Origin of the sequence: Dolichospermum heterosporum TAC447 (assembly GCF_024584745.1) — a bacterium.
GTDB lineage: Bacteria > Cyanobacteriota > Cyanobacteriia > Cyanobacteriales > Nostocaceae > Dolichospermum > Dolichospermum heterosporum.
This window is the reverse complement of sequence record NZ_CP099464.1, coordinates 3,540,218-3,567,169: the sequence shown is the minus strand read 5'-3', so window position 1 is coordinate 3,567,169 and position 26,952 is coordinate 3,540,218. Positions and strand designations below refer to the sequence as shown.

The 26,952-nt window shown below is 39.9% G+C and carries 22 protein-coding genes and 2 pseudogenes; 14 read left to right on the top strand and 10 right to left on the bottom strand.

Annotated elements, in window-relative coordinates; all coding sequences use genetic code 11:
* Positions 1–11: 11 nt before the first annotated feature.
* On the top strand, positions 12–1,175 hold the full coding sequence (gene hemW / locus NG743_RS15965) for a radical SAM family heme chaperone HemW (protein ID WP_257120421.1): 1,164 nt from the start codon (positions 12–14) through the stop codon (positions 1,173–1,175).
* A gap of 77 nt (positions 1,176–1,252) precedes the next feature.
* On the opposite strand, the pseudogene NG743_RS15960 reads toward hemW, so the two are convergent.
* Together NG743_RS15960 and NG743_RS15955 are read right to left on the bottom strand one after the other, a co-directional pair.
* Positions 1,253–1,513, bottom strand: a pseudogene (locus NG743_RS15960) (DUF29 domain-containing protein); the annotation flags it as partial.
* Positions 1,514–1,593: 80 nt separating this feature from the next.
* Positions 1,594–2,703, bottom strand: a complete 1,110-nt coding sequence (locus NG743_RS15955) for an S-(hydroxymethyl)glutathione dehydrogenase/class III alcohol dehydrogenase (protein WP_257120420.1) — start codon at positions 2,701–2,703, stop codon at positions 1,594–1,596.
* Between the two features lie 124 nt (positions 2,704–2,827).
* Here NG743_RS15955 and NG743_RS15950 point away from each other — a divergent pair, with 124 nt between their 5' ends.
* From NG743_RS15950 to NG743_RS15905, 10 genes and pseudogenes are all read left to right on the top strand, one after another.
* A complete protein-coding gene (locus NG743_RS15950; RefSeq protein ID WP_027403691.1) occupies positions 2,828–3,040 on the top strand; it encodes a WD40 repeat domain-containing protein in 213 nt (70 codons plus the stop codon).
* Positions 3,040–3,525 carry a type II toxin-antitoxin system VapC family toxin gene (locus tag NG743_RS15945; RefSeq protein WP_027403690.1) on the top strand — a complete coding sequence of 162 codons (486 nt, stop codon included), beginning with the start codon at positions 3,040–3,042 and terminating at the stop codon, positions 3,523–3,525. Before NG743_RS15950 ends, NG743_RS15945 begins: the two co-directional genes overlap by 1 nt.
* Entirely contained in the window at positions 3,512–3,709 is a 198-nt protein-coding gene (locus NG743_RS15940) for a hypothetical protein (protein ID WP_027403689.1), read from the top strand. The genes NG743_RS15945 and NG743_RS15940 overlap by 14 nt, the downstream gene beginning before the upstream one ends.
* A 547-nt stretch (positions 3,710–4,256) precedes the next feature.
* Positions 4,257–5,540, top strand: coding sequence for a valine--pyruvate transaminase (locus NG743_RS15935; protein ID WP_027403688.1), 1,284 nt, complete (start codon positions 4,257–4,259; stop codon positions 5,538–5,540).
* A 5-nt stretch (positions 5,541–5,545) separates the two neighbouring features.
* On the top strand, positions 5,546–6,232 hold the full coding sequence (rimM, locus tag NG743_RS15930; protein ID WP_027403687.1) for a ribosome maturation factor RimM: 687 nt from the start codon (positions 5,546–5,548) through the stop codon (positions 6,230–6,232).
* A gap of 383 nt (positions 6,233–6,615) precedes the next feature.
* Complete coding sequence (locus NG743_RS15925) at positions 6,616–8,373, top strand: Hsp70 family protein (RefSeq protein ID WP_027403686.1); 1,758 nt, start codon at positions 6,616–6,618, stop codon at positions 8,371–8,373.
* Positions 8,374–8,392: 19 nt separating this feature from the next.
* Positions 8,393–8,827 carry a tetratricopeptide repeat protein gene (locus NG743_RS15920; RefSeq protein ID WP_193962833.1) on the top strand — a complete coding sequence of 145 codons (435 nt, stop codon included), beginning with the start codon at positions 8,393–8,395 and terminating at the stop codon, positions 8,825–8,827.
* A gap of 174 nt (positions 8,828–9,001) precedes the next feature.
* A pseudogene (locus tag NG743_RS15915) lies at positions 9,002–9,910 on the top strand (Uma2 family endonuclease).
* A gap of 82 nt (positions 9,911–9,992) precedes the next feature.
* Positions 9,993–10,481 (top strand): 2-amino-4-hydroxy-6-hydroxymethyldihydropteridine diphosphokinase, encoded by a 489-nt coding sequence (folK, locus tag NG743_RS15910; protein WP_027403683.1) that lies wholly within the window; start codon positions 9,993–9,995, stop codon positions 10,479–10,481.
* 98 nt (positions 10,482–10,579) lie between these two features.
* On the top strand, positions 10,580–11,128 hold the full coding sequence (locus NG743_RS15905) for an NUDIX hydrolase (protein ID WP_027403682.1): 549 nt from the start codon (positions 10,580–10,582) through the stop codon (positions 11,126–11,128).
* Positions 11,129–11,227: 99 nt separating this feature from the next.
* Here the strand turns inward: NG743_RS15905 and NG743_RS15900 are convergent, their stop codons facing one another.
* A complete protein-coding gene (locus NG743_RS15900) occupies positions 11,228–12,007 on the bottom strand; it encodes a phosphate ABC transporter ATP-binding protein (protein ID WP_027403681.1) in 780 nt (259 codons plus the stop codon).
* A gap of 414 nt (positions 12,008–12,421) precedes the next feature.
* On the opposite strand from NG743_RS15900, the gene NG743_RS15895 reads away from it, so the two are divergent.
* Positions 12,422–13,648, top strand: a complete 1,227-nt coding sequence (locus NG743_RS15895; protein WP_257120419.1) for a tetratricopeptide repeat protein — start codon at positions 12,422–12,424, stop codon at positions 13,646–13,648.
* Between the two features lie 698 nt (positions 13,649–14,346).
* Here NG743_RS15895 and lnt read toward each other — a convergent pair.
* From lnt to NG743_RS15880, 3 genes are all read right to left on the bottom strand, one after another.
* Complete coding sequence (gene lnt, locus NG743_RS15890; RefSeq protein ID WP_257120418.1) at positions 14,347–16,029, bottom strand: apolipoprotein N-acyltransferase; 1,683 nt, start codon at positions 16,027–16,029, stop codon at positions 14,347–14,349.
* 82 nt (positions 16,030–16,111) lie between these two features.
* On the bottom strand, positions 16,112–18,763 hold the full coding sequence (gene gyrA, locus NG743_RS15885) for a DNA topoisomerase (ATP-hydrolyzing) subunit A (protein ID WP_027403679.1): 2,652 nt from the start codon (positions 18,761–18,763) through the stop codon (positions 16,112–16,114).
* A gap of 369 nt (positions 18,764–19,132) precedes the next feature.
* A complete protein-coding gene (locus tag NG743_RS15880; protein ID WP_027403678.1) occupies positions 19,133–19,795 on the bottom strand; it encodes a glycosyltransferase family 2 protein in 663 nt (220 codons plus the stop codon).
* A 418-nt stretch (positions 19,796–20,213) separates the two neighbouring features.
* On the opposite strand from NG743_RS15880, the gene NG743_RS15875 reads away from it, so the two are divergent.
* Positions 20,214–21,524 carry a glycosyltransferase gene (locus tag NG743_RS15875; protein WP_035082641.1) on the top strand — a complete coding sequence of 437 codons (1,311 nt, stop codon included), beginning with the start codon at positions 20,214–20,216 and terminating at the stop codon, positions 21,522–21,524.
* A gap of 28 nt (positions 21,525–21,552) precedes the next feature.
* Here the strand turns inward: NG743_RS15875 and NG743_RS15870 are convergent, their stop codons facing one another.
* From NG743_RS15870 to NG743_RS15860, 3 genes are read right to left on the bottom strand one after another with little or no spacing between them, the layout of a single operon-like run.
* Positions 21,553–21,711 (bottom strand): hypothetical protein, encoded by a 159-nt coding sequence (locus tag NG743_RS15870; protein WP_173401717.1) that lies wholly within the window; start codon positions 21,709–21,711, stop codon positions 21,553–21,555.
* A 25-nt stretch (positions 21,712–21,736) separates the two neighbouring features.
* Complete coding sequence (locus tag NG743_RS15865; RefSeq protein WP_035082639.1) at positions 21,737–22,666, bottom strand: S66 peptidase family protein; 930 nt, start codon at positions 22,664–22,666, stop codon at positions 21,737–21,739.
* Positions 22,659–23,681: a DMT family transporter gene (locus tag NG743_RS15860; protein WP_027403675.1), complete on the bottom strand. Its 1,023-nt coding sequence runs from the start codon at positions 23,679–23,681 to the stop codon at positions 22,659–22,661. The genes NG743_RS15865 and NG743_RS15860 overlap by 8 nt, the downstream gene beginning before the upstream one ends.
* Positions 23,682–23,846: 165 nt before the next feature.
* Here NG743_RS15860 and NG743_RS15855 point away from each other — a divergent pair, with 165 nt between their 5' ends.
* On the top strand, positions 23,847–24,326 hold the full coding sequence (locus NG743_RS15855) for a molybdenum cofactor biosynthesis protein MoaE (protein ID WP_027403674.1): 480 nt from the start codon (positions 23,847–23,849) through the stop codon (positions 24,324–24,326).
* A gap of 310 nt (positions 24,327–24,636) precedes the next feature.
* On the opposite strand, the gene recJ is transcribed toward NG743_RS15855, so the two are convergent.
* The gene (recJ, locus tag NG743_RS15850; protein ID WP_027403673.1) at positions 24,637–26,949 is read right to left on the bottom strand and encodes a single-stranded-DNA-specific exonuclease RecJ; all 2,313 of its coding nucleotides are present in this window, start codon (positions 26,947–26,949) and stop codon (positions 24,637–24,639) included.
* Positions 26,950–26,952 lie beyond the last annotated feature (3 nt).

Here is a 26,952-nt window from a genome sequence, read left to right as displayed (position 1 = left end):
AAAGATGTTGGTTGGGGATTCCCAGTTCTGCTTATGTGCATATTCCCTTTTGTCGGCGACGATGTTTTTATTGCGATTTTCCGGTATTTGTAGTGGGCGATCGCTTACGGGGTGAAAATTCTGGGACAATTGCCGAATATGTTGAAGTTTTATGTCAAGAAATCAGAATTGCGCCAGTTTATGGTCAACCTTTAGAAACAATTTTTTTTGGTGGTGGTACTCCTTCTTTATTATCTACAGCACAGTTGCAATCTATATTGACAACCTTAGAACAGCGATTTAGCATTGCCTCTAAGGTAGAGATCTCTATGGAAATTGACCCAGGGACGTTCGATTTCGCACATATCGCTGGTTATCGCAGTTTAGGAGTAAATCGTGTGAGTTTGGGTGTCCAAGCTTTCCAAGAAGAATTGTTAAAAACTGCTGGGCGATCGCATTCCCTTGTAGATATATTTACAGCTATAGAGTTAATTCACAAGGTCGAGATTCCCGAATTTAGCTTAGACTTGATTTCTGGCTTACCGCATCAGTCCTTAGCACAATGGCAAGATTCCCTCACCCAAGCAGTAGCAGCCGCACCAACTCACATTTCCATCTATGACCTTACCATTGAACCGGGAACAGCCTTCAATCGTTATTACAAACCGGGAGATCATCCCTTACCCACAGATGAAACCACAGTCAAAATGTATCAATTGGGGCAAAAAACCTTAACTGATGCCGGTTACGAACATTACGAAATTTCCAATTATGCCCAAGCAGGACATCAATGCCAGCATAATCGAGTTTATTGGCAAAATCGCCCCTATTATGGCTTTGGTATGGGTGCAGCCAGCTATATTCATGGTAAACGCTTCACCCGTCCCCGCAAAACCCAGGAATATTACCAATGGTTAAAAACCGGTGCTGTGATTGATTGTGAAGTCACACCAAAGGCAGATGTTTTGTTAGAAACTCTCATGTTAGGGTTACGGTTAGCCGAAGGAATCAGTTTAAATTCCTTAGCAACAAACTTTGGCAACCATCAAGTTGAGAGAATTCAAAGCTGTTTGCAACCATACTTTGCTCAGGGTTGGGTGAAGATTGTTGGGGATAGGTTGCGTTTTAGCGATCCCGATGGTTTTATATTTTCTAATGTGATGTTAGCGAAGTTGTTTGAAAAGTTGGGAGAATGAATATGTCTCACGCAAAGGCGCAAAGGCGCAAAGAATTAAGGTTGCAAAGGTTAAATTTTCCAATTTCATACTTTATTCAGCAACGCTCGACTCCGTTTTAATGATTGATATTCCCACTTGAGTAAATGTCCAATTAAAACACTCAGACGATTTCTCAATTCTTGGCGTTCCTTTCTCCCCAAAGATTCAACTTCGTCAATTAAATTATCTAAATCAACTTGATGCCATTGCTGATAAAGTAATAAATTAGCCTGTTGTTGAGTCCAGGCGTAAAAATCAGTTTCATAAAGATGATCATTCAGGTTTACAGCGGATTCTTTCGCCTTTTGTGTCTGCATAATTAAAACCTAGTAACCTTGGATTAATTATAACTCCTTTCTTCCTTTGCGCCTTTGCGCCTTTGCGTGAGCCATAAAACCTAAAAAGTCACCACACTCCGAATAGACTCCCCCCTGTGCATCAAATCAAAAGCATCATTAATCCTTTCAATCGGCATCACATGAGTAATTAAATCATCAATATTAATCTTTCCATCCATATACCAATCTACTATTTTCGGTACATCTGTCCGCCCTCTTGCACCACCAAAAGCCGAACCTTTCCAAACTCTTCCAGTTACTAATTGAAAGGGACGAGTGCTGATTTCTTTACCCGCACCAGCCACACCAATAATCACACTCACACCCCAACCTTTATGACAACATTCCAAAGCTTGACGCATGATATTGACATTACCAATACATTCAAATGAATAGTCAGCGCCACCGTTTGTTAAATCTACCAAATAAGGAACTAAATCACCTGCAACTTCTTGGGGATTCACAAAATGCGTCATTCCAAATTTTTCCGCCAATTCGCGTTTATTGGGATTAATATCTACACCAATAATTTTATTTGCGCCTACCATTCGCGCCCCTTGAATCACATTTAAACCAATTCCACCCAAACCAAAAACTACTACATTTGCGCCCGGTTCTACTTTAGCTGTGTAGATAACCGCACCAATTCCTGTTGTCATACCACAACCGATATAACAAACTTTATCGAAAGGTGCATCTTCCCGAATTTTGGCTACGGCAATTTCTGGCAATACCGTATAATTAGCGAAAGTGGATGTACCCATATAATGATGAATCCTGTCGCCACCAATACTAAAACGGCTAGTACCATCAGGCATTAAACCCCGTCCTTGTGTGCCGCGAATTGCTTGACAGAGATTGGTTTTGAAGCTGAGGCAATAATCACATTGCCGACATTCGGGTGTGTATAAAGGAATTACATGATCTCCTGGTTTAAGACTTTTGACATCAACCCCTACTTCGACAACTATACCAGCGCCTTCATGTCCTAAAATTGCCGGAAATAAGCCTTCAGGATCATTACCAGAAAGGGTGAAAGCATCAGTATGACAAATCCCACTGGCTTTAATCTCAATTAATACTTCCCCTGCTTGTGGTCTTTGTAGTTGTACGGTTTCGATTGTCAGGGGTTTTCCTGCGGTGTATGCTATTGCTGCTTTGACTTCCATTTGGTTCTCCTTTGGGAATTTAAGTAATTTTATCTCACGCAGAGGCGCTCCAGGCGCAAAGAGGAGATGAGTTTGGGAAGGTTTTGGGGAAATTTCTGGTATATTGTAGGTAAAATTAAGAAATATGCTAAGTAAATTGGCGTTGAAAATTGTCGTTTCTGCTTCTGATGACGACACCCTGAAGGTGTGGGATTTGCACACAGGAAAGGAACTCTCTACTTTTACAGGTGAAAGTTCTATATTTTGTTGTGCAGTTAACCCAGATGGGTTAACTGTTGTTGCTGAAGAATCATCAGGTCGTGTTCATTTTCTGCGATTGGAGGGAGGGGATATATAATGAGCAAATCTTATTTTATTTATCTTGATGTTTGTTGTTTAAATCGCCCTTTTGATGATTGGAGTTATGATAGAAATCGTTTAGAAGGTGAAGCACTTATTAAAATTTTCAAGCTGGTTAAATCAGGAAAATATAAATTAGTCACTAGCGAAGCTATCCAAGCAGAGTTAAGAAAAATGACTAATATTGATAAATTAAAAGAAATTAGAGAACTATTAAAGCTAGTTGATTATCAAATAATCTTAAATGAGGAAATAGATCAACGTTCCCAAGAATTAGAAAAACTAGGATTTAGTCTTTATGATTCTTTTCATGTCGCTTGTGCTGAATATGCTAAAATAGATGTATTATTAACAACAGATAATAGATTACTTAAAAAAGCAATTAAATATCGTAATGTATTACAAGTTCAATTAGAAAATCCTGTAACTTGGTTAATGAATAGTTTCCTATTAACTGGAGATGATGAAAATGACACTGATTGAATTACGTACAAAAGGTTATCAAGCCTTAGTTAAAGAGTTAGGACAAATTGACACAATACGCTTTTTACAAGAAATGGGTTGGGGTTCTGGTGATTATACAAAAGAACGCCAAGAGGCTCTAAAAAATGTAACAAGAGCAGAATTTTGGCAAGATATTGAAGAAATTAGAAAGGAGAAAATTTGAACTTTTCATAATCAGGAAGTTGGGCAATAATACCCTTGCTGGGGGCTGTTTCCTTGAAGCCTTTAATAATTACTCGCTGTAGCATGATCAACAATTATTTTCTATACAAAATAATTATCTAAGTATGTGAACACAATAAAACCAAACTGTGTAAAGAAACGTAAAATTGCTGAAAACTTCGGCGTTGCTGAATTGAGGTATGAAATTCCCAAATTTAATCTTTAAAACTCAAACCTCAGTGCGTCTTTGCGCCTTTGCGTGAGGCTAAAATTCATACCCTTAATCAGCAACGCCAAAACTTCTTTACTCTTGCATGATTGCCTTCCTATGACGACAATTTTCAACGCCAACCTACTTATATTCGTGAGTTCGACACATATTGTTAGATCCCTCTTCAAACCTCTCATCTCAAAGGAGAAAGGTTTAAAAATAAGTTAGAATGCCCCTGTGTCGGCTAAGATATATATGGCATAATGAACTTTGTCTTAGCTGCAAAGACCCAATCAACTATCCACTTTGGCGATTAATTCAGTCTGTAACAAACATGATAAAACCTGCCCTTACTAAAATTGGCGCTCAAATGTCCAACTTAACTGGCGTAAGAGCGATTATGAAAGATATTAATGAAACCCTCAGAGCTAGTAAGGGACAGGAATTATATAATTTAAGCGCTGGCAATCCGTTGATTTTACCAGAGGTAGAACGGTTATGGCGGGATTGTACGGCAGATTTATTAGCTAGTTCTGAATATGGTGAAGTTGTTTGTCGTTATGGTTCTAGTCAAGGTTATGCACCACTAATTGGGGCAATTGTCAAGGACTTTAACCAGCGTTATGGGTTAAGTTTAACTGAGCGGAATATTTTAATCACTGCGGGTAGTCAAACTATCTATTTTTATGCCGCTAACGCTTTTGGTGGCTATACTGAAAATGGCGGTTTGAAGGAAATTGTCCTGCCTTTAAGTCCAGATTATACTGGTTATGGTGGCGTTTGTTTATTTCCAGAGGCTTTGGTTGCTTATAAGCCTACTCTAGATATTGATGCAGATGCACATAGATTTAAATATCGCCCTGATTTTAACCAACTCTCGATTACAGAGAATACTGGTTGTGTGATCTTTTCCCGTCCCTGTAATCCAACAGGTAATGTTTTAACTAATGATGAGGTGAATAAAATCACCGCTTTAGCTGCACCTTATGATGTGCCTGTGCTTATTGATTCGGCTTATGCACCACCTTTCCCGGCTTTGAATTTTACGGAAATGACTCCGGTATTTGGGGAAAATATTCTCCACTGTATGAGTTTATCAAAGGCGGGTTTGCCTGGAGAACGCATTGGGGTAGCGATTGGAGATGAAAATCTGATTCAGGTTTTGGAATGTTTCCAAACTAATGTGGGGATTCATTCTTCTCGATATGGTCAAGCGATCGCCGCCCGCGCGATAGAATCAGGTACATTAGCCCATATCGCGGAAAATGTGATTCGTCCTTTCTATCAACAAAAGTTTGATGTATTGGAAAGTACATTAGAAGCAGCTATGCCGAAAAATATACCTTGGCTCTTACATCGCGGTGAAGGGGCAATTTTTGGCTGGTTGTGGTTGCAAGATTTACCCATGACTGATTGGGAATTTTACCAGGAATTAAAGAAGGTGGGTGTGATTGTTGTTCCTGGTAGTAGTTTCTTCCCTGGTTTAAAGGAGGAATGGGAACACAAACACCAATGTCTGCGAATTAGTCTAACTGGTAGTGATGAGGAAATTACTATCGGTATGCAGCGTTTAGCGAAAGTTGCTGAACGGGTTTATCAAGTTGCGGCTGTGAGTGTGTAAAAGAAATGAACCACGAAGACGCAAAGAACACGAAGAAGAAGCAAGGGAGCAGGGCGCAGGGTGCAGGGGGAAAAAGTCAAAAATCACCTGTCCCCAGTCCCCAGTCCCCAGTCCCCAAGCTTGATGATTGGTTGGAAATTGGCAAAATTGTTTCAGCACAAGGTTTAACCGGGGAGTTGCGGGTTTATCCTCATACGGACTTTCCTGAACGCTTTGAAGAACCAGGAAAACGCTGGTTGTTACGTCCTGGGGAAACTGAACTGGAATCTGTGGAATTATTACATGGGCGGTATATTGAGAATAAGAATCTCTATGTGATTAAATTGAAGGGAGTCAGCGATCGCCATCAAGCTGAAAATATGCGTGATTGTCGGTTTTTCGTGCCTGTGAGCGATCGCCCAGAATTGGCAGAAGGTGAATTTCATGTGTTAGATTTGCTAGGGTTGCAAGTCTTTATGCAATCCTCTGGGGAATTTGTAGGAACGGTGGTGGATATATTACCTTCAGGTCATGATTTATTAGAAGTTAAATTTGATCCTGATTTTGTCACTAACCATGAAGAATTTAAACCTGATCAAGCAGAAAAAACAGTTTTAATTCCTTTTGTGATGGCAATTGTCCCTATTGTTGATTTAGCAACCCGCCGAGTTGAAATTACTCCTCCCCCCGGGTTATTGTCAGTTAATAATTAGGGCTTGCTGATAGCGTAGCGTGGCGTTAGCCATATAAACCTAAAACCATTTATTAACAAAGGTTTTCGCGGATTTTTACCCCAAAAAAGTGCCAGGTTTTGGCTAATGGTGTCTCAAAATAGGTGCATTTTTCTTTGTCGGATTTGGAAAATTCAGGATATCCAGACAGTTAAAAATGTTCCCTGTTAAGAGTTAAGAGTTTCCTGCCCTCACAGACAAGAATTATCAATTATTTGGTCAATATCTTGTAATCTTATCTCTAATGGTGAAGCTGTCATGCTGCCAAAATACGATATTTTGTAATTACTACGGTGTGAGCTTGTGCAATAGCTTCGCTCGCCGTAGGCATCGCACCAGAGGCAAAAACTTCTAAATTTAGAACTATGAAAGCAGTCGGTATTGATTTAGGGACAACAAATTCCGAAGTAGCAATTGTCGAAAACGGACAGGTGCGAGTATTGCCAGGAGAAGATGGCGATCTGATTTTACCTTCCTGTGTAGGATTTAGCGATACGGGTAAAGTGCTAGTGGGACGAGAAGCACTGCGTCAATATGCTGCGGCTCCCGAACGCACCGTGAAATCAATTAAGCGCTGGATGGGAACAGACCACAAAACCACTTTAGGGGATAAAGAATACTTACCTCATGAAGTTTCCGCTATTATTCTCCGCGCCCTCAAACAACGGGCTGAAAATGCTTTAGGAGAAACAATTACCCAAGCAGTAATTACAGTTCCCGCTTACTTTACGGATGCTCAACGACAAGCAACCAAAACTGCTGGAGAGATTGCTGGTTTCGAGGTACTGCAAATTATCAACGAACCAACAGCAGCCGCTTTAGCTTATGATTTGCGTTCCGAAGAGACAGAACGGGTTTTGGTTTATGATTTGGGAGGTGGTACTTTTGATGTGTCGGTAGTGGAAATTACAGGCGAAGTCACAGAAGTATTAGCAACTCATGGTAACAATCGCTTGGGTGGAGACGATTTTGACAGGCTGTTGCAACTTTATCTAGTGGATCTATTTCGTAAACAGCATGGTGTGGATGTTCCAGATGATGCTGTCACCCAAGCGCGTCTCTTACGAGCAGCCGAGCAGTTAAAAATTGATTTGAGTTCCCATGCTTTCGCCACAGTTCGAGAAGCCTTTTTAGGTAGTAAGGGCAAGACTGCACTCCATCTAGAAACAGAAGTAGCGCGAGCAGATTTGGAAAAGTTGATTCGCCCCCTATTAACAGAAACCTTAGAGGCTATTGACCGCGCTCTCACCGATGCAGACCTATTACCCGGTGATATTGACCGAATTATCTTAGTTGGTGGTTCAACACGCATTCCCCTAGCCCAACAAATGATATCAGAACATCTGGGACAGAATCCCAGTGATGGTATTCAACCCGACCTTTGTGTGGCCTTGGGAGCAGCCTTACAAGCTGGGGTGTTGGTAGGTGAATCTGTAGATGCCATTCTTGTAGATGTAATTCCCCATTCCTTGGGTATTGCTGCGGCGGTGTCTACACCAATGGGGATTATGCCCGGTTTCTTCAGTGTGATTATTCCCCGTAACAGCGTTGTTCCCGTTTCTCGCTCTCAGGTTTATTACACCGTGTCTGATGAACAAGAAGCCGTAGAAATTGAAGTTTTTCAGGGAGAAAATACCATCGCTGAAGAAAATGTGCCTTTAGGTGATTTTAGAGTCGAGAACTTACCACCCAAACCAGCAGGGGGTATTCAAGTTGAGGTTCACTTTGACTTTGACGTGAATGGCATTCTCACTGTCACTACTACTGAAAAAGGCAAAGGGCAACAGGGAACGCTAGTAGTCAATAATGCAGGGATTGAGAAGCTTTCTAGCCATGAATTGAAGCAAGCAAGGGCAGATTTAGATGCCTTGTTTGAAGTTGATGAAACTATCGAAATCTCCACAGAAGAGACAATCTCAGTAGTAGAAATTGCTCCAGAATTAGCAGCACTTTTAGACCGCGCTCAACAAACACTGCCCACACTAGATTCTGAACAAGCAGAGGAATTACAAGACTTATTAGCCCAGATTGAAAATGCCAGTGCTAACAAGAGTGCAGAATTATCCCAGTTACAAGAAGAACTCTCAGATTTTCTTTACTACGCTAGTACGAATGATGAATAGGAAATAGAGAGTAGTAATTATGAAATGTCCTGTTTGTGGAGCAATTTATCGTCCGACAAGGGCAGTAGGGACGCAAGGGGGAAAAACTGACAGCCAGACTTCTCCATTGCCTCCCCACTCTCCAACTTGTAGACGCTGCAAAGCCGATTTATCCGACTTGATCACTTTGCATGATCAAGCTATTTGGTATCACAGACAAGCCCTGGATTTGTTGTCAAAAGAGCGTTATTCAGAAGCAGCAACGCACAACAATCAAGCTTTAGCTTTGTATTATAGTCATGCAGACTTTCATGCCTTAGCGGGGAAATTATCGGCATTGCAGGGAGAATGGAGAGAAGCGATCGCATCTTGGCAACAAGCACTCAAATTTGACCCAAAAAATGCGATAGCGAAGCGCGACCTAGGAATCGCTTATGATTGTCTAGAAATGATCAAGCTAAATTTAATTATCTGATTCAAACACTTCAACTTTTTAGTGTCTACTGTTAAAATTAAACCAATATGATTAGGTCAACAGAAAAAATTAAGCGTATGTGAAGAAAGGTAAAATCGCTCAAAACTTCTTCACTCTTGCCTCTTGCCATAACGACAATTTTTAACGCCAACCTACTTACATCCTGGAGTTACTATGGAAACCACTCAAGCAGTGATTAATCCCACTACTCCCCCAAGTCAAGACATTCACACCAATAAATTCACATTACCAGATCATACGCAACTACCAGATTCAGACGGAACTTTCGTGTTAGCGAAGCGTACCGTAGGTCAAAATTTCCAGGAGCATCCACAAAGTATAGTCTTAACCAGTTCCATTGAGCCAGTATTACAGAAACTACATCCAGATGGAAACTACTGTATTGGTCAAGATAGCGGTATTTATTGGCGTTTAACTGAACCACCTGAAAAAGGTGCAGAAGCTCCTGATTGGTTTTATGTGCCTAATGTACCACCATTTCTCAATGGAGAATATCGTCGTTCCTATGTATTATGGAAAGAGTTTGTCGCACCATTAATTGCCATTGAGTTTGTTTCGGGAAATGGTTCAGAAGAAAGAGACGCAACTCCTCCGAGTGAAACAGAAAAAGCTGGTAAATTCTGGGTTTATGAACAAGCAATTCATATTCCTTTTTATGCAGTTTTTGAAGCGAGAAAAGCATTACTGGAAGTTTATCGCTTAGTTGATGGGCGTTATGAAAAGATGTAACCAAACGAGCGTAATCATTTTCCAATTTATCCTATGGGTGTGGAATTAGGTTTAATAGAAAATGATGGTTTACCGTGGGTTCGTTGGTGGGATGATGTGGGAAATTTGCTATTAACTGGTGATGAAAGGGCTATTGTTGAAAGACAAGCTCGTTTACAAGCAGAAGACGCAAGACAACAAGCAACTTTAGCCCAACAACAAGCAGAGGAAATTGCCCAACAAGCAACTTTAGCCCAACAACAAGCAGAGGAAATGGCTGAACAAGAACGACAACAAAAGGAGAAATTAGCAACTTACTTAAGATCATTAGGTATCAATCCTGATGATATTTGAACTGTAGGTGTGTGATTTCTGCACTTATTGTGGACATCACATCCCACATTCAAAAAACCCAGGTGTGTAGGAGTCTTAAAGAATGGTACAAACTGCGGCTAGAACGGCGATCGCCCTTGGTAGCAACATAGGTAACTCCCTAGCCATTTTCACAGGAGCTTTAGAAACCTTAGCCCAAACATCAGGCATAAGCATACAAGCCCAATCTCATTGGTATCGTACCAAAGCCATAGGACCAACTCAACCAGACTACTTAAATGGTTGCGCGATATTATCAGTACAGATTTCACCACAAGCCTTATTAGCACAATTACTCACCATTGAACAAAAGTTTGGGCGTGTGCGTCAGGAACACTGGGGTCCACGTACCTTAGATTTAGACTTATTATTATACGATGACTTAATTTTACAGCAACCAAATCTACAAATTCCCCATCCTCGCATGGCTGAACGAGCCTTTGTTTTAGTCCCACTGGCAGAAATTGCTCCAGATTGGATAGACCCCATATCTCAACGAGTAATTCAAGATTTACTACTAGAGATCAACACAAATGATGTACATTTATTCTAGTGGGTAAAAAAATTACTATTTTTATAACCCAAAAAGAACTGATAACAACAGAAAACCCCCGTATAAGTTCTCTGTATTCACAGACGGTAGAATTTACTATGCCATTAGGTAGAGAATTACCACAGTTGCTCAAGCAACGCTTGTTTTATAAAGGACGCAAGTTTAACTTTGAAGTTAACCGCTTGCGTTTACCCAACAAAGCCGAAGGGGAATGGGAATGTATTCGTCATCCCGGTGGCGCTCTGGTTATACCCATAACCGCAGACGGCAAACTTGTACTTGTGCGTCAATATCGGTTTGCAGTGCAGGGAAGATTATTAGAATTTCCGGCGGGAACTGTAGAACCCAATGAAGATCCTTTAGAAACAGTCAAACGGGAAATTGCAGAAGAAACTGGCTATCATGCTCGTCAGTGGGATAAATTAGGAGAATTTTTCCTTGCTCCTGGCTATTCTGATGAAATTATCTATGCTTTTATTGCCAGAGATTTAGAAAAGCTAGAAACACCACCAGCACAAGACGAAGACGAAGATATTGAGACAGTATTACTAACTCCTGAAGAATTGGAAAAAGCCATTTTGGTAGGAGAACCTGTAGATGCTAAATCCATTGCTAGTTTTTTCTTGCTGCGTTCATTTTTAAAATAGGTCATTGGTCATTGGTCATTGGTCATTGGTCATTGGTCATTGGTCATTGGTAAATAATTGGCTGACTCCTGACTCCTGACTTCTTGATTCCTGCTATAACTAGCGGGAATAACTGGTTGCATAATCGCGGGTACGATAATCTATAGCTTGAGCTAAGACTTTTTTTGTTGATGCAAACTCTCGTAATCGTCCCACATGATTCTGATTGTATTGAAATAAAGCCGTGAAATCAGCCAGACGAGAGACTTGTTGGATGTTTTGAGAGATAAAGATAATTGTCAATTCAGAACGCAAACACTCAATGAGTTCTTCAATTTTTGTGGTAGTGATGGGATCAAGTCCACTGCAAAGCTCATCCATGAGAATAACTTGGGGTTTTACAGCTAAAGCGCGGGCAATACACAGTCGTTGTTGTTGACCACAAGATAGTTCTAAAGCCGGCTTATAGAGCTTGTTTTTGACCTCTTCCCAAATATCCGCAGATTTAAGAGCTAACTCCACAACTTCATCTAATTCTGGTTTTGGTCGCCAACCAACTAATTTAATCCCGTAAGCAACGTTATCATAGATACTCATGGGAAAAAGATTAGGTTTGGAATAAATTGTACTAACTTGACGACGGAGACGATTGAGATTAATCCGTCTATCATAAATATTTTGCCCAAAAAACTCTACTTTCCCTTCTGTGTGGACTTCTCCCTCCAAATCGCTCATGCGGTTAAGAGACTTTAAAAAAGTAGATTTTCCACAGCCACTAGGTCCCATAATAGCAATAATTTTATTTTGGGGAATATCCATTGAAAGACTTTCCAGGATTTTTTGCTTGCTGTAGTAAAAACTAAAGTTTTTCACACTAATTGCCGGAATTATTTTACTCATATTAATTAAGAAAGGAGTCAGTAAGTAGGTTGGCGTTGAAAATTGTCGTTATAGCAAGGCAAAAGGCAAGAGTGAAGAGGGTTTGGGCGATTTTACGTTTCTTTACACAGTTTGGTTTTATTGTGTTCACCTACTTAGGAATGAGGATTAAATAAAGTGCAAATCTTGATGGATGTAATTTAACATTAGGTTAGACGGTCGTTATCAAGAATTGTAAGTTAATAAATCCACATTCCTTAGTCAGGAGGAATAAGGCAGAATAACAGGAAGAAGAAGAAGAAGAAGAAGAAGAAATAAATAAAAAGTTAGTAAATCAGAATGCTTGAAAAGCTTGATATTTGCTTATAACCTAAATTAAGTCATCTTATGACCTGCAATGCTGCGTTTAATTAGTGTAATAAAGGTAAACTCACCATGCTACAGCGTTTTATTTTCATCATTACCACTATTATTGTGTGGCATTTGTGTATTTTTAGCACCCTTGCCCAGGAAAAAAAAATTGAAAATATGGATAAGTTTCCTCCCAATCCCCTAGAAATGATTTTACCTGATCCACTGTTACCAAATTTACCAGATAAACGCCAATTAACATTAACAGAATTGCAAAAATTAAGGACAGATTTAGATGGGTTAAATCAAGAGGCACAGGTGACACTACAAGGAGGAGACAGAAAGAAAGCCTTTGAGGTTTGGAATCGTGAACTACGATTAAGACGTTATTTAGGTACATTGGCTGAGATAGAAGCGTTATCACGGGTGGGAGAAATCGCCTGGAATCAAAATGAACGGGACGAGGTGCGATATATTAGTCAGCGATTACAATTAATTCAAAAGGAGATAGGACAACAAAAAAGCGCGGATTTACAATTATGGCAACTCCTGGGTAAAGCTTATCAAAAAATCCGTCTTCCTAAATTGGGAATATCGGCTTATGAACAGGTTTTAACATTAGTTAAACAACAACAGGATTCATCTGGAGAAATAGAGACTTTAAAGAATATTGGAGAATTATATTTAAGTTGGTTTGATTATAACCAAGCTGCCAATACTTACCAAAAACTATTAAATTTGGCAGTTAATCAGGGTGATAAAACTAATGAATTGGGATATTTACAACAATTAGCTTATATCTATGGGCGAGGAAAACAACCCCAAGCAGCAATAGACATATTAAATAAATTAGTCCTTCTTTATACTCGTGACCAAAACCTCGGTGAAATTCCCGCTTTAAAATTAGCCATAGCAGCAAATTATGAATATCTAGCCCAAAAAAATCCCACATTAAAACAACAGGCTTTCGATAATTATCAAGCAGCTTATACTACAGCATGGCAATTAGAGCAATACGCTAAGGCTGGAGAAGCACTAGAGAAATTAGTTGCTTTTTATCGTTCACAAAAACAAGTAGATGCAGCCTTGCAAACTGGCGCAATTCTTTTGGAAACACAAACATTAGCTAACAATTTTTATGGCTTAATGTCAGCCTATGACCAAATTGGCAACTTATATATAGAACGGCGAGAATATAACCAAGCATTAACAGCATTTCAGAAGGGATTAGTAATAGCACAACAACTTAAACATCAAGAATCATACTTTAATCAACAAATTGAAAAGTTAAAAACTGAGATAAAAATGTAAAAAATATCCAGATAAATAAAAAAGTCCGCGCAAGCGGACTCTAGATATTGGATAAGGTTAAGTTGTCACCAAGAGAGCCTACAAGATGTTAGACTTATTTGTATTTTTACGAATTCATTTAAGAAAATCAAGTGGTTTGATCTAAAAGTTAGGACATAATTTCTATATTTATGTCTGAGAAAAAGGGGATTTATTGATGATGATTGCTACAGGTGAATGTCTCCCGTTGCTTGAAGAGGTGGTAAATCTGGGAAATTGCGGACATAACTCAGATTGTTTTGTCTAGGATTTTCTCATAAATAGGGCAGGCTGAGTAAAGCTAAAACCATTTAGAGAACTCCACAAAAAAATGATCCAATTTTGTGGGATGGGCATCCTTGCCCGTCCTTGATGATTAGCGGGCAAGACTTGTACTGAGCTTGTCGATAGCGTAGCGTGGCGTTAGCCATAGTATGCCCGCACCACAAGAAATTTTGGGATATTTTTTTGATTGGAAGTCTCTAATAAACCTGTGCTGCATGAGTTGTCATTGCGAGTGAAAGGAAGCAATCTCTTGACAACTGATAAACCACCTAACGCAAAAATCCCTCAAACCCTTATTCCTCTGTGTCCTCTGCGCCTCCGTGGTTCGTTAATCAGGATAATTTATTTCTTGGAAGTCCCTTATTACAGCGATTTCCAATCTTATGAGGTACATCTTAGCCCCCTCCCCGCAAGCGATGAGGGGGTTGGGGGTGGGGTTCTTGTTCCGGGTTTGATGACAATTTGCTGTAATAAAGGTTTCGCGGATTTTTATCACAAAAAAGTGCAAGGCTTTGGAATATCCGACTCAAAGCACTCAGAACCAACAATAAAGGAGTTAACCAATCACCCCAACGCACATATAAAGTCCGAGTTTGACGGGGATAAATAGTTTCTGCGTGGATTTGATAGGTATTATAAGCCGATTTCCAGAGAGTTTGCCCATGCGGATTAATAAATGCCGAATAGCCTGTATTTGTTGCCCTCACCGCCCATCTATCGGTTTCAATTGCTCTCATGATATCCTGGGCATGATGTTGATCTGCCATTGCTGCCGTATAATGGGCATCATTCGACGAACTGAGGATAAATTTCCCACCCATAGAAGCTTGATAACGAAAATTTTCCGCAAAAGCAGATTCGTAACAAATACCAATAATTACCTTACCAAAAGGAGTATCAAAAATTTGCTGGGCTTTACCCGCAACTTGATGTGCTTCTAGGGGTGATAACCGTTGAATCAGTCCACCTAAAATATTTTCAAAAGGAATATATTCTCCTAAAGGTACAAGTTTAGATTTATCATAACGGCTGGTAACTTCCCCATTACCAATAACCGTAAATAAACTATTTGTATAACTATTTCCCCTTTCACCAAATGAACCTATCCAAGCTATTACACCCTTTTCTCGAATAGCAGCTAACAAAGGAGTTTGAAGTAAATCACGAGAAAAAATAGGTATAGAAGCCTCCGGGGTAAGAACAGCTTGCACACCTTGATTAGTTAAATTTAAATATCCTTCAGTATAACCAGTAATCGCCCGACGTAAACCTTGAGGAAGAACCTTAATTTTATTAGGAATATTACCTTGAATAACACCAATTTTTAAAGCCGTACTTGAGGTTAGATTTAGGGGTGCAGTGTAGAGAATAAAGCCGATAAAATGAGAAATAATTAATAAGGAAACAGCCAAAATTAAATAACCATTAACAAAACCTTTCCCTAAACTCCCCTCTTCCTTTGCGCCTTTGCGCCTTTGCGTGAGATATTCCGCAATTAACCCATTAAACGCCACAATTACCGCTGTTATAGTATTTGGTCCAGAAAGCTGTCCTAAATGGAGAATTACCAGATTTTGCGGTGATTGAGTGTAAGCCAAAGAACTCCACCACAGAGGACTAGCGCTCCAGAGACTTTCTAACCCACACCATAAGGCTGTACCAAATAGAACACGCAACCAAGGATTTCCCCTATCTAGATGCACCATTAAAGCCGCCCAAACAGTAACTAAAATTCCCCCCCACAGGCTAATAAATGCCCAACAAAGGAGGGTAATAGTTAAACTAGGCAACCAAGGAACACCTAACCAATCCATAGGATGAATCCCTGTAATCCATGACAGAGCAACTCCGTGATAACCGATACCCCAGAGCAGGGCAAGGGGCAGGGGGCAGGGGGTAGGGGGATCTGTTTTGGATGTATATTTAATAACTAATAGCCACAAGGGAACAAGGGCAATCCAGGCTAGAAACCATGCACCAATGGGGGCTACGGTTACTCCCATGAGTATGCCACTGAGAAAAAATAAAGTATAATATATAATGAGTCTGGATATCTTTTGCTGTCCGAGTTTGATCATCTCCTAGTGTCCTAAAGTACCTAAAGGAATTCAGATCCCCGACTTCTTAGAGAAGTCGGGGATCTTGTGAATTGTTAATTGTCTATTCTGCTTCTTCTAGCTCCCCATTATCTCCTGTGTCGGGGGGAACAATTGCAACTCCAGTAATGGCATCATCTTCGTCTAGACGCTGCACTTTAACTCCAGTAGCTGATCTTGATTGAATAGAAATGGCATTGACGGCTTGACGAATAATGATACCACGATTGGTGGCCATCATGATTTCGTCGTCGCTGTTAACAATTCTTAAGGTGGCGAGTTTGTCTTTGGTTTTGCGGTTTTTGAATTTGGTAGCCATTAAACCTTGTCCAGCACGGTTTTGCAGTCGGAATTGGGAAACGGGAACGCGCTTACCATAACCGCCCATGGTAATGACTAATACCCAAGGTCCAATACTGTTGGTGTTGGTGACTTCTACGATTTCTTCACTATTTTCGATCTCGGCAATTTCTGCGGTTTCTACAATTTCTAGAATTTCTGCGGTTTCTTCGCTATTTTCGATTTCTACAGTTTCTTCGATTTCTGCTTCTGTACCTGTGTCCAAGGTGTCGAGAATAGCTGCTGGCAGGATATCCATACCGATGAGTTCGTCTTTGTTTTTGAGTTTCATGGATTTTACACCACGAGTGGCTCTCCCCAGGGGACGCAGTTGATCATGGGTGCAGCGGAAGTGAATAGCCATACCTTGACGTGAGCCGATAATTATGCTGTCTTCAACTCTGGCTCTTCTGACCCAGCGCAGTTGGTCGCCTTCTTCTAAGGATATGGCAATTAATCCGTTGGCGCGAATGTGGCTAAATGCTTCTAGGACAGTTTTTTTGATGTTACCGCCTTTGGTGAGCATGACGAGATATTCTTCGCTGCTAAATTCGTCTACGGGGACAATGGAGGTAATTTTTTCTTCTTTGGGAATGGGCAACATTTGCACAATGGGTGTGCCGCGACTGGTGCGCGAACTCACGGGAATTTGATATGCTCTCAGGCAGTAGACGACTCCGCGATCGCTAAAGAATAAAATACTATCATGGTCGCAGCAGGTGAGGAAATGCTCGATGGTATCATCATCTTTGACTTTTGCCCCGGCTTTGCCTCTGGTGGCGCGGCTTTGAGATTCAAAGGTGTTAACCGGCATCCGTTTGATGTAACCTTGTTCGGTGACAAGAATAATTGCCTTTTCATTAGCAATTAAGTCAATATCATCTATGTCTCCTTCCCCATGAGTAATTACTGTTCTCCGGGGTGTGGCAAAGCTGGTTTTAATTTGACTGATTTCCGTTTGAATGATTTCTAGCACCCGTTCCCGTCTGGCTAAAATATCCTCTAAATCGCTAATTTTAAGTTGTAAATCGTCGTGTTCGAGGCGAATTTTATCAGCTTCTAGGGCTGTTAATCGGCGTAGTTGCATTTGCAAAATTGCGTCTGCTTGCACTTCCGACAGTCCGTAAGTGGTGATTAATTCCCCTTTGGCTGTGGGTGCGTCCGGTGCATGACGAATTAAAACAATAATTGCATCTAATCGTGATAGGGCAATTAATAAACCTTGCAATAGGTGATCTCGTTCCTGTGCCTTCCTTAGTTCATAGCGAGTCCGGCGTTCAATGGAGAGAATGCGGAAATCTAGGAAGACGCTGAGGAAACGTTTGAGGTTCAGGGTTTGGGGTTCACTGTTGACTAGTGCCAACATATTTGCCCCAAAATTGGCTTGAAGGGGGGTTTGTTTATAAAGGTTATTTAAAACGACGCGGGGATAGGCATCTCGTTTTAATTCTATAACGATTCTCATGCCGTCGCGATCGCTCTCGTCCCGGATATCGGAGATACCATCAATGCGTTTATCATTCACCAATTCGGCAATTTTTTCAATTAATGCCGCTTTATTGGTTTGGTAAGGCAATTCGGTAATGATGATTGCTTCCCGTTCTGGACGGTTGCGTTGGGTAAGGGTTTCAATATTGGCAACACCCCGCATGGTAATTGAACCGCGTCCAGTGGTGTAAGCTTCTTTAATGCCACTCACCCCCAAAATCTGCGCCCCAGTCGGGAAGTCGGGACCGTGAATATACTGCATTAGCTGCATATCAGTGATTTCGGGATTGTGAATTAGGGCTACTAATCCATCAATCAATTCTCCCAAGTTATGCGGAGGAATATTTGTCGCCATTCCCACAGCAATTCCCGAAGAACCATTTAACAGCAGTTGGGGAATGCGGGAGGGTAAAACTGTGGGTTCTTGTTGAGAACCATCGAAGTTATCGGCAAAGTCTACGGTTTCGGCTTCAATATCTTGGAGGAGGGCAACACTAGTTAAGGCGTGCAGACGACATTCTGTGTACCGCATTGCCGCCGGCGGATCATTGTCCACTGAACCAAAGTTACCATGTCCACTGATGAGAGGCGATCGCATGGAAAAATCCTGCGCCATCCGCACCAGGGCATCATACACTGCCGTGTCACCGTGAGGGTGATATTTACCCAGCACTTCCCCGACCACACGGGCGCATTTCCTGAAGGGGCGATCATGTAGTAAACCCAGTTCGTGCATGGCATAGAGGATGCGACGATGCACAGGTTTGAGTCCATCCCTAGCATCTGGCAGCGCCCGACCTACAATGACGCTCATGGCGTATTCTAGATAAGACCGCGACATTTCACCTCGCAAATCCGTCGGGATAATCCTCTCCTGTGAGGTTGTCATAAACTCGAAAACTCCAAAAAAATGTAGATTTTAGCTTTCAACTTGACAAAAGACAAAATTATGTCAAATTAACTTTGAATAGTTGTCATATTTTGCTATAATTCTAACATATTGTCGCCTGATTCGCACAAATACTATCTAATCTTCCAAAATAGTCAATCTCCAACTTACATAAATAGACTAGATAATTGCCGACAATTTACAAATCCGATTAATTAATTGCATCTAAAAATAACTTACCTAAATAAAAATATCCAGAATATTTTATAGATGCAGCTTAAAAAATCAACTTAAAACTCTAACTGCAAACATTGGCAAATACTGCCATCTTCTTATCAATTTCACCCCAAAAGTTAGATAGTGGATATGTTAATTAGCAGAGGAAATTTCATCTAGAAAAACTTTGGTGATACTATCTTCTGCTCTAGTATAGACATAGGTTTCTGGTTCTTTGATTTTATGAGTTTTGAAGATTTTTTCCGCCCGCTCCCATAAATCAACATCCTCTCCGTAAGCAATATTATTAAATCCCTTTAATTCAAAAAATATGCGTCTTTCTCCGAAAAATGTTGCCCCCGCAATACACTCTCTAATGTTAATTACTTGATCAGGTTGGAAATAATCAGCAACAAAAAATTCTTCTGCAATTTCACATCCACCTACAATCAAATCAATCTCTGGATTAGCTTGCATAAATTCCCACCGTGACTCTAGATGATTGGGTTTATAGGTATCGTCACTGTCAAGAAATGTGATATAGTCGCCAAAAGATGCTTGAATACCCGCATTTCTGGCATAAGCTAATTTCCGATTTTGATGTTTAAGATAACGAATATTGTTAAATTTTTGTAAGTAACCATTGACAATTTCAAAAGTATGATCTTGACTACCATCATCAACTACGATTAATTCAAAATCCTGAAAAGTTTGTTGAAGCACACTATTTATGCAATCATTTAAGTATTCTGCTCGATTGTAGGTAGATAGAATAATCGAGATTTTAGGTTTGGGGTCAAAATTTATACTAGGCATTTTTTGAAGTTGAACAAAAGTTCCCTGAAATTAGGTATAATTCGCATATTATAACCCTTGGTTCGCCTATTTTTAACCTTTAAGATTTACAGCAGGAGTCAGGAGAAACCCACCCTTACTCATAGTAAGATGTAAGCAAGGACGCTTTATACTTCGTGCTACGCATCTTTAAAAAAAATCCTTTTTTAACTTAGCTTTAGGGAACACCAAAAAATAAATTACCCAATTTTGTGGGATGGGCATCCTGCCTGTCCTTGATAATTAGCAGGCTTTTCGTCCCGCACCACAAGAAATTTTTGGGTATTTTTTTAATTGGAAGTCCCTTAAATTCTGAAACTTTAGGTTCTTATCTGTTCCCTGTTCCCTGTTCCCTTGCCATAACGACAATTTTCAACGCCAACCTACTTAGTTAAAAACAATGAAAAAAAATATCATGTTTGTTTCCCTACCATTAAGGGGACACACCAATCAAATGATAGCGATCGCCCAAGAACTAGTTGAACGAGGATATCCAGTTAAATTTGTTATTTCTGAAGTTGCCAAGAACTGGATAGCTACAACTGGTGCTGAATTTATTCCTTGGGAAATTAGGCTAACTGAAACAGAAAATAACAATGATAATCAACCAGAAAATTTATGGGGAAATGTTTCTCAAGAGAAAAACAATTTACGTGGTGAAAATATGATGTGGCAACACTTTATCAAGTTATATGCTCCCATGTATAAAAGTTTAATTCCTATTTTTGAAAAATATCATCCTGATCTATTAATTATTGATCGTGCTGTGATTCCAGCAATGGATTTAGCCCAACAAATGAATATACCTTATGTTATTCAAACTAGATTTTTAGGCAATTTTGTCAAAAAAAGTAGCAAAGATCCACAGTTCGGGACATCTTATTCTATGAACATGAACTTATGGGAACGCTGTCTTAATTTTCTCAGTCCAATTTTATCCCTACCTGATGTTATAATTAATACTAATAAACAGAATCAAGTGCGCCAAAGTTATACTAATAATAAAAAGTTAAATAATCTTTACGATAAAAATTTAATCATAGTCGGGACATCTTTTGGCATTGAAATTTCTAGAGAATTACCTTCTTGGGTACAAATGGTAGGGCCAATTTTTCCGAAAACACCTCCATCTCTTAGTTCTTCTTTAAGTCAATGGTTAGACGATAAACAAGGAACAAATGGCATTATATATGTTGCTTTTGGTACGCTTGTAAATATTGAAAAATGGCAGTTTAAAGCCTTATTAACGGGGTTAAAAAATACTAAATTAAAAGTTTTATGGTCTTTACCAGCAAACCAACATCATCATATTTCCGATTTGCCAGATTCTTTTCGTATCGAAAATTTTGTTCCTCAACAAGCAGTTCTTTCCCATGCCAACGTTGTACTTTTTGTGAGTCATTGTGGTATGAATAGTATTAACGAATCTTTGTATTTTTCTAAACCAATATTAGCTCTACCTTTTTTTGGAGATCAACATTATAATGCGGCTCGTCTTGTAGATATTGGAGTTGCTTTAAAGTTAAATAAACAAAAATTTGATAGTAATGAAGTAACGAGAAAAATTAATAGTTTACTTGCTGATTCTACTTATCAAGAAGCCACGAATCGGATATCAGATACTTTAAAAAAAAGCGGCGGTTTAAAAAAAGCGGCTGATATTATCGAAACAATGTTGGTAGAGGGAATAAATTACTTTATAAAAGCCTAGAAAAACTTAAAAATTTCCAGATTTAACATTATTCTTGCGTCCCTCTAATTCTTCCTCCTGACTCGGTGAGAAAGGGCGCAGTCCCTGCGCCCCAACCTCCCCAACCTCCCCAACCTCCCCAACCTCCCCAACCGCCCCAACCTCCCCAACCTCCCCAACCTCCCCAACCTCCCCAACTTGCCTTCACCCGTCATTTTCGGGTTGACAGACTACTAGCTCAATATCCCATTGTCTCCATCTAGGGTTACTTTTATACCCACAGGTAAAGCAGCATTGGGTCTATCATGACCAAAGGGGAGATTAGAAACTATGGGAATACCCAAATCACCCAAGCGATGGCTTCGCCCGCCAAAGGCATCGCGCAAAACTTCCTCTATAGTAAAACTAGGTATGTGAGGTGGGGCTTCACACTTGGTAAACCCTCCCAAAGCAATACCATGAACTTTAGATAAGGCCCCGCTCAAACGCCACTGAGTTAACATCCTATCAATGCGATAAGGTGTTTCTGTGACATCTTCCCAGGCTAAGATCACACCATCAAGGTTGGGTAAAATCGGTGTTCCTAAAAGATGGGTAGCGACTGTGAGATTACCAGGAAGCAAGATTCCCGTACTTGTTCCACCACCCCAACCACAACCTTTTAAAGGTGCGATCGCCCGACCTTCTACTATGTCTAATAACCGCTTGATTGACCATTCTGGCTCATTGGCTAGGGTAGTCATGACGGGACCATGTACACTGGCAATTCCGGCGTTGTAGAGACTCCAAAGCAGGGCTGTGATATCAGAAAAGCCGATTAACCATTTAGGGGTAATGATATTTTCTTGCCAAGTCCAATCTTCTAAAATCCGGGTGCTACCAAAACCACCTCTCGCGCAGAGAATACCCTTGCATTCTGGATCTTGCCATGCTGTGGCTAATTGTTGACGACGATGGGCATCTGTACCAGCTAGATAACCATGTCTGTTATCTATGTTATCGCTGATTTTAATCCGATAGCCGTGCGATCGCCAAATTTCTACACCTTGATTAAAAGCTTCAACTTCTCGCAATGCACCACTGGGGGCAATGACGCGCAGTAAATCACCGGGTTTGAGGGGTGGGGGTAGGAGGGTAGATTTGAGATTTTGAATGTTAGACATCAAGAGAATTACTGGCGGTTGTTAAATTCTGAGTAGATGTGGTAGTTGTATCGGTGATAGTAGGTTTCTGATTTCCGCCGATATTTTCCCGTTGGTTAATTAAATAAATACTGATTAAGGTAAGAAAAACCCCAAACCATTGAATAGTAGTCAGGACTTCATTGAGAAAAATATAACCAAATATTAAAGCAAAAACGGGTGTGAGAAAAGTCAGAGAACTTAAACTGGTGAGATTACCACTAGAGGCAAAGTAGAAAAATAATCCGTAAGCGATCGCACTGCCAAATACAGTAGCATAACCTAATCCCATCCAGTCCGATAGGACAAGATTTTCCCACTGTTGAGATTCTAATACTGAAGAAATTCCCCACAAAGGCAAGCCACCGATAATCATATGCCATCCTGTAGCCGTTACCGGATCTGCATAGCGGCACACAAACCGAATCATCACTGTTCCCACAGCCATTGATAAAGCGGCGAGTAACATTAATAACTCACCACTATTAAATAACTCTTGCCAATTATCTATGGAAATAGTGATCCCCGCCTCAAAAATATGGAAAATCCACTCTTGAGGTAAACCAATCAGACTAATTCCTGTCATTCCCAAACCTAACCCCAACCATCCCCATAATCCAATATGTTCTTGAAATAGCCAGAGTGAAAGTAAAGCTACCGCTAGAGGTTGAGAATCTATCATCACCGAACCTAAGCCGGCATTGGTTCTGACTAAACCTTCGGCTAAAAAGCCTTGAAATAATGTACCATCAACCAAAGCAAATATAATAATCCACAACCATCCTAACCAACTTTTAGGTTGGGGTTTACCCATAAATGCAGCCACCATGAGAATTAACACCCCCGCAGGTATTAATCTGACTCCAGCCATAAATAGAGGCGTGGTGTGAGGAATTACGCCTTTCATTGCCACCATTGCTGTACCCCAAAGGAAAAAAGGAGCAATTAATAGCAGATACGCAAGGGGATTTTTAGATCCACTGAGTTGCACTTGCATGAGATAATTATGGTTTTTATGAATAGATGAAAAAATTAGTTTAACTGATTTTACGGTTTTTAGAGTCTTGGCTGGTGGAATTAAGGTTCACATAAACTTATAGAACAATTATTAACCGCAGATAAACGCAGATAAACGCGGATGAATAAATTTGAGGATTTTTGTATGATGACAACTAAACCCAGGGTTGAAGATGGTTTTGGGATTACATTAGCGCCATTGTCTGTGGAAGAAATCTACAGTAAAGCAGATAATCCTGCTAATGGTGCTGTGGTACTGATGAGTGGTATGGTTCGTAATCAAACTGATGGTAAGTCTGTGGTAGCTTTGGAATATCAGGTTTATGAACCGATGGCTTTACAGGTATTTTATCAAATTGCTGATGATATTCGCCATCAATGGCCTGATGTGAGTCGGGTGGTAATATATCATCGCATTGGCAGATTATTAGTTGGGGAAATTAGTGTGGTTGTGGCTGTGGGTTGTCCCCATCGTGGTGAGGCTTTTGCCGCTTGTGAGTATGCTATTGATACACTCAAACATAATGCGCCAATTTGGAAAAAGGAACACTACAGCTTGCTAGGCGAAGATGGTTCTCCCATAGCAGACTCTAGTTGGGTATCTATTAAAAACTGTAACCATTAAATAGGGACAGAAGTTTGTGAACCTCCACCCCTACCAAACCCGTTACCTGTTAAGTAGGTAGACAAAATTAATGATACAGAAAAATTGGATTTAGTGTAGGGGTAGCACCCCGGCGCCTACCGCGATATTTGGGGACTAATTAAAGGTTTTTACTGATGTCCGCAATTAATTGATCTAGTTCGCTGATTTCAACTAATATATCAGGGTCACTGAAGGATTTCAGAGCATCGGCTGTTCTTTGTATGATAAAAAAGTCCAGCTTCTAGCCGTTTTGAGTATAACATCCGTCCACCCAACTTACGAAATGAGATTATTTACCAATCATGGCAACAATAATAGATAAAGGCACATGAAAAAAATAATCTCGTTGAAATTGTTCTTCTCTGACTGCGGCTAAAAATTTGTTAATAACATGATCTGCTGGTTGGTAATGATATGTGGAATCCCAGATTATTTGTAGATGATTATCTTGACGTTGGATGATAAATCCTAAATATTTTAATGCTTGAAAACCCAAATATAGGGTTTGATCACTAATACCTAGTTTCTCTAAAAGTTGGACGTGGGTAACAGGTTGATTTTTTCGACTCAGGTATTTAGAAATGCCTAATAAAGTTAACCAAATGTCCTTGGGAGTTAAATTATGGGGTTTTCTCCAAGCAATAACTAATTGTTTTCTCTGATTTAGTGATTGCTTTACCCACAAACGTAAATTATCCCAATTAGTAGGGCAATCTTGCATAATTAATAATGATTTTTCTGAGGTTAGTTCGGTTAAATTTTCCTGATTTCGCCAATCTAAAATCAATGCTGAATTTTTGGTTTTTAATTCACTTTCCGTATTAGGACGGACGGCGATTAATCTAATTTCATAACGGTTTTTAAAGCTGTTAAAATCAATTTCGGCAATACAATCACATCTACCAATAGGCAATTCTTCTTTATAGTGTCCCCACCAAATCCCCGGAAACGGATTGTTGGTAGAATTATCTCGAATATTGAAGTCAGTTTTAATATATTGGATTTTATTTCCTTTTAAATCTTCTTGATTTTTATGCCAAGAATTTTCGAACCAACAGTTTTTAATTAATAATTTGGGGATAGGATTGCCCATTCCACAGGGTTCTAATAGTTTCAATTCTAAAAATAAATCTTTGCCTAAATCGGCAACTGTCACCACCAAATCAGCTTGCACTGTTGGAGTGAGATTTATTCCTCCTAAAGATTGACGTAATTTCTGGTTAATGGCGGCTGTAAATAGGGGGATATTTTCTACTAATAAACTCAAACCCGCAGCAAAGGGATGTCCTCCAAAACGATGTAATAAATGGGCTTGTTCTTGAACTAATTGATATAAATCAACGGAGTTAATGGAACGGGCAGAACCTCGTGCTAGAGATGGGCTAGAATCCGTCTTATTTTCTTTTGCTTCTGTACTTAGCAAAATTGTCGGTCGCCCTGTTTCTTGGGCAATTTGTCCGGCAACCAGACCTAAAACACCACCTGCCCATTGAGGATCTTCTAAAACGATGACGCTGGTGGTTGATAAGTCTAATTGACTGAGTTTTTTAGTAACTTGGACTTGGACATCTTTTTGTAAAGATTTGCGACGGGAATTAGCTAATTCTGTTTCTTCTGCAAGTTGTTGACAACGCTGCATATCTCTACTGGTTAATAATTCTATACAGAAACTAGCATCACCATGAATGCGACTAACGGCGTTAATGCGGGGTCCCAAACCAAAGGAAATATCTGTGGGGCGATCGCCACTTTTCTGGCATAATTCTAATAACTTCCCCACTCCTGGTCTTCTTCTGGCTGATGGGATTTTTTTAAAGTCTGTGTGTAATTGTTGAATTCCCAACTGTGCCAAATAGCGACAATCACCACTTAATTGGACTAAATCGGCAATTAATCCTACTGCTACTAAATCTAATAAATCTGTTAATGGATGTTCGGGAATATCTGGCAAACTTATATATAATGCTTCCACCAATTTATAAGCAACTGCCACACCAGAAAGATGATATAAAGGATGTTCTTTTGCTAAATAACGCGGGTTAATAATGGCGACGACCGGGGGGCGTTCTGGTGGTAATGTATGATGGTCAGTCACAATTATATCTATCCCTAAACTTTGGGCATAGATGATTTCTGAAATATTTGTACTGCCTGTATCACAAGTAATAATTAATTTACAACCTTGGGCTGCTAAATTATCAATTCCTGGCTGATTTAAACCATGAGATTCTATTAAACGATTGGGAATATAATAACTTAATTGACGATGTTGCTGAAAAAATTCACCTAAACCATCCCATAATACCGCAGTCGAGGTAATTCCATCGGCATCAAAATCTCCCCAAATAACAATTTTTTCTCCTGTTTTCCCGGCAGTTATTAACCGTTGTACAGCCAAATTCATTTCCTGACCAAATTCCCAAACATCAGCAGGTTGATAAATTTGATAATTAATAAAAGCCGCTAACTTTTCCTGATCTTGAATTCCCCGTTGCCAAAATAATTGAGCAGCAAAGTTACCACCTGTTGTTGGTACGTATTTTTTCACTAATTCGATAAACCAATCAGGAGGTTGTTCCGTTCCTGTTAAAATCCATTCCATTTT

Coding starts and splice junctions, on each gene's coding strand:
- NG743_RS15955 (WP_257120420.1), bottom strand. CDS start 2,703: ATGGAAGTCAAAGCAGCAATAGCATACACCGCAGGAAAACCCCTGACA.
- NG743_RS15950 (WP_027403691.1), top strand. CDS start 2,828: ATGCTAAGTAAATTGGCGTTGAAAATTGTCGTTTCTGCTTCTGATGAC.
- NG743_RS15945 (WP_027403690.1), top strand. CDS start 3,040: ATGAGCAAATCTTATTTTATTTATCTTGATGTTTGTTGTTTAAATCGC.
- NG743_RS15940 (WP_027403689.1), top strand. CDS start 3,512: ATGACACTGATTGAATTACGTACAAAAGGTTATCAAGCCTTAGTTAAA.
- rimM (WP_027403687.1), top strand. CDS start 5,546: ATGAACCACGAAGACGCAAAGAACACGAAGAAGAAGCAAGGGAGCAGG.
- NG743_RS15925 (WP_027403686.1), top strand. CDS start 6,616: ATGAAAGCAGTCGGTATTGATTTAGGGACAACAAATTCCGAAGTAGCA.
- NG743_RS15920 (WP_193962833.1), top strand. CDS start 8,393: ATGAAATGTCCTGTTTGTGGAGCAATTTATCGTCCGACAAGGGCAGTA.
- folK (WP_027403683.1), top strand. CDS start 9,993: ATGGTACAAACTGCGGCTAGAACGGCGATCGCCCTTGGTAGCAACATA.
- NG743_RS15905 (WP_027403682.1), top strand. CDS start 10,580: ATGCCATTAGGTAGAGAATTACCACAGTTGCTCAAGCAACGCTTGTTT.
- NG743_RS15900 (WP_027403681.1), bottom strand. CDS start 12,007: ATGAGTAAAATAATTCCGGCAATTAGTGTGAAAAACTTTAGTTTTTAC.
- NG743_RS15895 (WP_257120419.1), top strand. CDS start 12,422: ATGCTACAGCGTTTTATTTTCATCATTACCACTATTATTGTGTGGCAT.
- lnt (WP_257120418.1), bottom strand. CDS start 16,029: ATGATCAAACTCGGACAGCAAAAGATATCCAGACTCATTATATATTAT.
- gyrA (WP_027403679.1), bottom strand. CDS start 18,763: ATGACAACCTCACAGGAGAGGATTATCCCGACGGATTTGCGAGGTGAA.
- NG743_RS15880 (WP_027403678.1), bottom strand. CDS start 19,795: ATGCCTAGTATAAATTTTGACCCCAAACCTAAAATCTCGATTATTCTA.
- NG743_RS15875 (WP_035082641.1), top strand. CDS start 20,214: ATGAAAAAAAATATCATGTTTGTTTCCCTACCATTAAGGGGACACACC.
- NG743_RS15865 (WP_035082639.1), bottom strand. CDS start 22,666: ATGTCTAACATTCAAAATCTCAAATCTACCCTCCTACCCCCACCCCTC.
- NG743_RS15860 (WP_027403675.1), bottom strand. CDS start 23,681: ATGCAAGTGCAACTCAGTGGATCTAAAAATCCCCTTGCGTATCTGCTA.
- NG743_RS15855 (WP_027403674.1), top strand. CDS start 23,847: ATGATGACAACTAAACCCAGGGTTGAAGATGGTTTTGGGATTACATTA.
- recJ (WP_027403673.1), bottom strand. CDS start 26,949: ATGGAATGGATTTTAACAGGAACGGAACAACCTCCTGATTGGTTTATC.